3 protein-coding genes are annotated in these 6823 nt (G+C 39.0%); 1 reads left to right on the forward strand and 2 read right to left on the reverse strand.

The features are described 5' to 3' along the window. Positions 1-416: 416 nt before the first annotated feature. Positions 417-2516, forward strand: a complete 2100-nt coding sequence (locus AC58P7_RS25610) for a stalk domain-containing protein (protein WP_497348003.1) — start codon at positions 417-419, stop codon at positions 2514-2516. A 114-nt stretch (positions 2517-2630) separates the two neighbouring features. On the opposite strand, the gene AC58P7_RS25615 is transcribed toward AC58P7_RS25610, so the two are convergent. Together AC58P7_RS25615 and AC58P7_RS25620 are read right to left on the reverse strand one after the other, a co-directional pair. Beyond that, positions 2631-4307: an S-layer homology domain-containing protein gene (locus AC58P7_RS25615; RefSeq protein ID WP_497348004.1), complete on the reverse strand. Its 1677-nt coding sequence runs from the start codon at positions 4305-4307 to the stop codon at positions 2631-2633. A gap of 163 nt (positions 4308-4470) precedes the next feature. Continuing rightward, positions 4471-6225 (reverse strand): carboxypeptidase-like regulatory domain-containing protein, encoded by a 1755-nt coding sequence (locus AC58P7_RS25620; protein ID WP_497348006.1) that lies wholly within the window; start codon positions 6223-6225, stop codon positions 4471-4473. Positions 6226-6823: the final 598 nt, after the last annotated feature.

Below are 6823 nucleotides of genomic sequence, written 5' to 3' on the forward strand. Positions count from 1 at the left end.
TTTATATTTCAATTTGTTTTGTTCTATTTTGGTTGTGAAATGTGCAGTCCGAACCAATGAATTACGCAGGATGGTGGGTTTTAATGGGTGACTTTTGAGCCCCAATCTGGCTAGTGCACCGATATTATGTACATAAATAAGTGGAGATAAACAATCACTCTTTTGTATTGTTACGAGGATATGAAGGCGAAATTGAATCAGACGCTATTTGAGCGAAGTTAGTTCCATTTTAAAATAATGACGTGAGGGGCGTGCCTAGAGAGGCTGCGCCTATTTGCGCATCAATTTCAGAATACTTGTGGTTGTATGAAAACCAGAAAGTGTAATATTTAGTATACGATACTACGTAATTCTACTATAATGGAGCAATGGGTTATAAAGTAAAAAATGGTATTTTATTTAGAGGGAGTGTCAAAATGAAACATAGAATTTTCGCAATGGTTATCATTAGCTTTCTAGTATTGGGCATTTTCACGCCATCGCAGACCTACGCCGCTTCGGCAAACGAGGTAGTAAAGATTGAAGACCCTGTTCTTGAGAAAGCAATTCGAGACGAGTTGAAGCTAGATGCTAGTGCGCTTTTAGATGTAAAAGCGTTAGAAAAGTTAACGTCCCTTTACCCAAATGGGAAAGAGAAAATTAAAAGCTTAAAAGGCCTGAACAAAGCGTATAACCTCAAAGAATTATACTTATCTAATCAGGAAATTACAGATATTAGTCCACTTAGTAGTCTGTATAACTTAACGTTTCTTTCTTTAAGTCATAATCAAATTCAGAACGCTTGCCCGATCGCGTATCACTATCAATTAAAAACGCTATTGATTAGTGATAATCAGATTAGGGATATCGGTTGTTTTTCACATTTGACTTCCCTAACTGATTTGATCGCAAGTAACAATAAATTTACAAGCATTACACCACTTGCAAAGCTTCATTTAGGGTGGCTGAATATTTTGGAGAACCCTGTTGGGGATGTAACGGCATTAGGGTCTATGAGTACTCTGCATCATCTATTCCTGAACCAGGCTCCTCTCGATGAGAAATCGAAGTCACTGCTGCAGCTTTTCGAACAATCAGGTGTAGCTGTGAATCGAACATCCGCAGTCTCGGACTCCTCATCTGGCATTTCGGTTTTGGTCAATGAGGAGAGAGTGCTGTTTGAACATTCTCCTATTGTGGACTCTGGAACAACGTTAGTACAGTTTCGTCCACTGTTTGAAAAGCTAGGTTTCACTATTCAGTGGGATCAAGAAACACGGACAATTCAAGCAGAGAAGCAAGGGGTACACATTACTCTTCAGGTAGATAGCACGAATGGAAGTCTGAATGGATCGCCGTATACCCTCACCGTAGCTCCAAGAAATGTGGAAGGCAGTGTTTTTGTGCCGATTCGCTTTGTGGGAGAAGCTTCTAATTACGTTGTTACATGGGACAGTAAATCGAAAACGATTTATCTCATGCCAACTCGCTCCATAGTTAGCCCAGATGGGCAGTCGAAATTAACCGTTAATGGAAAATGGCTAAATCAGAAGCCATCATCTTCATTAAGGTATCAAATATACATCGAGAATGAAAACAATGCAGTGCTAACTTTTACGGAATCCAAGTTGGCCGTTGGTGAAATTAAGACCCTTGGGGAATATGAAGCAGCTATCAAAAAATCCCTAGAACCACAAGCCACTTCATTTTCCGAGGATAAAGTATTAAAGCTCAACGGTATGGATGCACGACAATTTTCATACACGTTCAAAACAACGAATGGCATCAATTATAATTACCTTCAAACGATTATTGATGGAAAGTATAATTATTTTAGAGTTGTTTTGCTGAGTGAGGATCTTATTGATCCAGAACAAATCAAAGACTACCAAAGTATCGTTCAAACTTTCCAAGAAATCAAAACACCTGCGCAATTAAGCGAGGAAAAGTTTGGAGCACTACAGCCTACTGAACGTTTTTTAGATGCTGCACACTACTATCGAAATTTTGGATTTTTCAATAAGTATAAGACCTTGTCGAGCCAAGAATTTGATACAAAGTTCCTAGGGATTTACAATGGTACGAAAGATTGGAACCCATTTGATTCTAGCAAGTATTACAATGAGTTTGCTGAAATCTATATGTTAGAAATAGACCAAGACCGCGTTTGGTTAGAAGACACAAAAGCCGATGTTGGCAAGGGGAAAAATGTGTATGTAGATACGCTACAATGGTGGAGTGACATTTCACGCGGGGCTTTTGAGCCATCTGACATTACTGAAACGTGGGGATCAGAAGAGGGACCCGTTACAATTAATTTTACGATGTTCGGCCAAAAGAAAGTGCTACATCCGGAGTATTTCTACGATTATCTCGATATAAACATCCTCAAAGAGATTAATGAAATGATCAAGGAAAGCGGATATGAGTTTGTAGCCGTCGCTATTGATCGAGAGGTATTCGTGACGGTGTTGAAAGCCGAAGAGAAACGGAAGTTACAGCAAGAGCGGTTCATTGATTTTGTGGATTTTGAGTAAGTGAATTTGAAAAGGCCATCCTTCGATATGAAGGAATGGCCTTTTCTGCTAGTGATAAATAAAGGATACCATCCCCTGTATTGGAGGTTATCCTCCTCTATCAAATTTATTGATTTAATTAATGAAATCTACGTATTGCATCAATCGCTTGAGCATAACAACCGCTTGAGCACGACTTGCATTTGCAGAAGGAACCAAAGTTGTATTCGTCATACCAGAAATGATTTTCGCTTCAACGGATTGTGCTACAGCTGCTTGAGCCCAACTGCTGATAGAGTCTCTGTCATCGAAGTTAGCCAAAGCATGGCTCGATGTAGAAGTTGTAGCAGCTGTTTTTCCAGCTGCGCTAATGGCACCTGCTATCATAACCGCCATTTGCTCACGTGTAATGGTAGCATTAGGTTTGAAGCTATTATCTTCAAAGCCACTTACTAGTTTAGCTTTAACAGCAGCGCCAACAGAGCCAGCAAACCAATCACTTGATTTTACGTCAATGAAGGTTGCTGAAGCTGCATCTGAGGTTAGTCCTAATGCACGAACCAACAAGGCAGTAAATTCAGCGCGGGTAATGTTACTTTCTGGAGCGAAGCTAGTATCTGTAGCGCCTTTGACGATTAATTTGTTAGCCATTAGCTCGATATCTGCTTTGGCCCAGTGATTATTTACATCATCGAACATTTTAGTCGAGGAAAGTACGGTGTAAATACTGTTCCCATTACGCTTGAAGGTAACTTTTGTTGATCCGTCTGATTGTTTTATAAATAATGCAGGTACGAAAGAAAATTGACCTGTAACCGGATCGTAAAGAACTACCGTTGCATGAGTTTCATCAAGGGGAATGGCCAACACAATAGTTCTGTCAACATATGTTGTACCAAAGTTGTTCAATTCAACTGTCTTTCCATTTCCAACTGCTGTAATTGAAAATTCAATTGCACTTCCTTGTTGAGAGGATGAAATGTCTGTAGCATCTGTTTTGATCTTATCATTGATATCTGTATTAATTGTTGAGATATTGATTTGAATGTTAATATTTGCATTTGAAGTGCCAAGACTTTGTGCTACTGCAGCAAAGTCAATAATGTTAAGTGGTAATGAATACTCACCATCATTGGTTTGTAAAGAAATGATTGCACCAGGTGTAGTGTTTGCAGCAGCAGCCAATACCGAGGAGGAAATATTAAAAACGACAGCTTCGCCAGATGGGTTATCGAAAGTGATATAAACGATTGGAGCATCCCCATGGTTATCTTGGTTTGCTGCTTTTTTAAGTGCGTCAGTTAAAGCTGGTTCATCTTGAGTAACGTTATTTGTTACATGTCCCTCTACATCTTTAGTTGATTTAACTACATTCTTGCTAGTGTCTACTTCTACAGGCACAGCATTTGAATCAACAGGGGTTACTTGGGTTCCTTTTTTTGGTGGAAGTATAACTGCGCCGCCACCGCCACCGCTAGGAGGTGAGGATATAGTTGCAGTAATTATCACATTAGTAATGTTAGTTCCTGCATGGAAGGTAATTGCCATTGAAGCTGTAGCACTTCCACCATTCACTTTAAATGTGACTGGGTGATCATTATTTTCCGAATAGGAGCCTTGAACTAATAGCTGAGGCACTAATCCTGTACCACCAAAAGTCCCATTCGAATTGATCGAAAGCGTTCCGACTGTCTTACCATCGAGAATAGCCTCAATGGATCCCGAAGCAGGCGCACCAGTTGTGGAAATGACTGAACCGGAAACAGACATAGGCAAGCTAGGAGGGGTACTTTCATCGGCATAAACTGACATGCCTGAGAACAAAAACGTGATACATATAATGAAGACTACCGAAAATTTCAAAGTCCTGTTTTTCAAGTGTTTTCCGCCTTTCAAATGAGATGCTTTTTTATAAGAATAATGAACATATCAAAATAAAAAAGGGGTACAGCAGAATGTACCCCCGTGTTATAAATTAGAGTCTACTGTTGTAAATCCAAGTGTTAATATCCCAATAATTAAGATCACTAACGGTTCCAGTAGAAATTTGTCCGATTAAATTCGTTGCTGATTTCGCGTATACCCAATAACCTAGTGTATTAGTTACATAGTTTTCATTATTATTATTCTCATTATAAACAAAGCCTTGGCCATTGGGACTGATCAACATTGGAATGACGTCGAAAGAATTTCCAGTTAAAAGTTGACTCGGAGAACCACCGATGTTCAATAATGATGGACCTACTAGATTCCATCCAGTAGTAATGTGTAAAACGGACGGAGGCGTGATATCTGAAGTTGCAACGAAGGTCGCATTAACAGAATCATTTGATGCTAGTAGATTAATATACAAAGCTGTCTGAGGCTTGGACAAATATTGTGCTTGATTCGCATTTGTTAGTGCTACCCATAAGCCAGATGTATTGTCATACGCATAGGCTTTATCCAAGGAAGTAAATTGATTTCCAAGAATAGCTTGTAAAGTGGCAGTTTTCAAAGCGAAAGGAACAGATAATGTATTCCATCCTGTATATAGATGACGGGTCATCCATTTTTGTACAATGATTTCATTTGAATTGTCTCCATATGAACAAGAATTAAATGGAGATGCTTGAGCAGCAGTATATTTGCCTGCAGGAACTTGGTCAAAGGTTAGAGTACCATTTTCATCAGCAGTACCACTGAAATTTCTGCCTATGGAGCTGTTGTAAATAGTAATGTTAGCATGTGGTAAAGCTCCTGTAATTACTAAACCTGTTCCAGTTGCCGATAAGGCAAGGGTTGGCGCATGAGGTTCTACGCTGAAGCTATCGGATCTATCTCCTCCCTCGCTATCCATTTCAAGTACTCTGTAGCGTGCTGCAACTGTTGCAGCGGCTGGGAATGTAAAAGTTCCACTAAGTGGAGCGACTGCTGACAAATAAACATCTGATGTAACCGAAGTGCTACCTGTAGAAGTTATTGAAACATGATATAGTCTCAATTCTGCATTAGGAGTAGCATTACTTACAGTTACATTACCTTGAGCATCCGTATCAATACTCATGCGAGGCAGGTCATTTTTGGATAGATATTTTACTGAATTTGAAGATGAAGTAAGTGTATTCTCATCTAGTGCCTCAAATTCTTGTTTTACAACATACCATGTACCATGTGCAACACCTGTAAATTCAGCTTTACCGTTACTATCTGCTATTTTGGTAGGTTGTAGCAGCACTTCACCTAGTTGATGTCCGTCTAATAAAGAAACAACTGCTCCTGGTGTAAGATTAGTAACGTGAACTGTCCCGAGCGCTGTAGCATCCCAACTATAAGTTGATTCTGGGTGTTTAAGACCCAAAGTAATAACTTCGCTGGGTGCACTTTTAACTGTACCAGCGAATTCAGCAACAGTATAAAGACCAGGAGTTACATTTTTAAACTCAACATCTAATAGTGTTTGTCCTGTAGTGATCAGATTGTTAACCACAGGATTTGCATTTACTGCAGAACTTGCTTCAACGCCAGTAGCATCATATAGAACAACTTTGGAAGTATCCGGATCTAAGTTATAAACGTGAATACTACCTGTATTTGAATCTGAGTAATAATTAAAATCAGGTTCATAACCATTTACCCGCGTAGATCCGCCACCTGCTGCTGCTGCAGATGCCATAGGAGCGACTGCACCGAATATGACTAATGCTGCTAAAAGTGAAGAGATGACCATTTTCTTAAATTTAAAAATCATAGTTTCTTTTTCCTCCTGTAAAGATCTGTTTTTTTTAATGCATACTTTAAGTTTTTCAAGCAGGATACAATGACTCGCTAGAAACTGCCTGTATAACCTCCTTATACATTTTAAAAAGCAATGAAAGTAGTACTGTCTTTTTACATATTTAGATCTTTTGCGACAATTCTCCCATACTATATGCCTATTAATAATCAAAAAAAATCCCCCGAATGGGGGATTTGACCTCCATTTACGGAATATTGTGTTTCGGATAAAGACTATTATGAATAGAGAAGCTTTTTTAATCACTTCAATAATAGAAACGATTATGGACTCCGAATTCGGTCTGTATATAAGGCCTGAAGAAAGTTTATTTTTAAATGGAAAAATAAAACATTGCATTACTTGTCGAAACCATGCTATATTATCACTCCGGCCGCAAGACAGGCTGGCGAGAGTAACTGAAAGTAACTCGAAAAAAAGTAGTTGCACATTAAAAGTAAACATGGTATATTACTTCTCGCTGCTTCGGTAACACGGCAGTGAACGAAAGAAATTGATCTTTGAAAACTGAACAACGAGTGAGTAAGCACGAACGAGAAATCGTTCAAAAAAA

This window comes from Paenibacillus sp. J22FR5, assembly GCF_059691975.1.

Excerpts from the sequence above, each read along its gene's own strand:
- AC58P7_RS25610 (WP_497348003.1), top strand. The coding sequence starts at position 417 with ATGAAACATAGAATTTTCGCAATGGTTATCATTAGCTTTCTAGTATTG.
- AC58P7_RS25620 (WP_497348006.1), bottom strand. The coding sequence starts at position 6,225 with ATGATTTTTAAATTTAAGAAAATGGTCATCTCTTCACTTTTAGCAGCA.
- AC58P7_RS25615 (WP_497348004.1), bottom strand. The coding sequence starts at position 4,307 with ATGTCAGTTTATGCCGATGAAAGTACCCCTCCTAGCTTGCCTATGTCT.